Raw genomic sequence first — 620 nt, forward strand, 5'->3', positions numbered from 1 at the left:
GTCAAGATCGTCAAGCTTCTGACCGACAACGGCAGCCAGTTCACCGACCGCTTCACGGCTGGCGGCAAGAAGAAGGAACCCAGCGGCACACACGTGTTCGACCGCCTGTGCAAGCAGCTCGGCATCGAGCACCGGCTCATCCCGCCTCGTCATCCGCAGACCAACGGCATGGTGGAGCGCTTCAACGGTCGTATCAGCGACATCGTCAACCAGACCCGTTTTGGTTCAGCTGCCGAACTGGAATCGACGCTGCGCAATTACGTCAAGATCTACAACCACAGCATTCCGCAACGCGCGCTCCAACACAAAACACCCGTTCAGGCGCTCAAGGAATGGCATGAAAAACGCCCTGAATTGTTCAGGAAACGCGTGTATAACCAGCCGGGTCTTGACATATAGGTTAATGTCATGATAATAATGGTTTCTTAGACGTCAGGTGGCACTTTTCGGGGAAATGTGCGCGGAACCCCTATTTGTTTATTTTTCTAAATACATTCAAATATGTATCCGCTCATGAGACAATAACCCTGATAAATGCTTCAATAATATTGAAAAATGACTTCTTAACGTGAGTTTTCGTTCCACTGAGCGTCAGACCCCTAATCCCAGCTGTAGCGGCC

General features: G+C 50.8%; 1 pseudogene. It reads left to right on the forward strand.

Features of this window, described 5'->3' with window-relative positions:
- Positions 1–399, forward strand: a pseudogene (locus ABD361_RS30485) (IS481-like element ISKpn27 family transposase); the annotation flags it as partial.
- Between the last annotated feature and the right edge of the window lie 221 nt (positions 400–620).

It is taken from the genome of Streptomyces luteosporeus (assembly GCF_039532865.1).
In the GTDB taxonomy this organism is placed as follows: Bacteria; Actinomycetota; Actinomycetes; order Streptomycetales; family Streptomycetaceae; genus Streptomyces; species Streptomyces luteosporeus.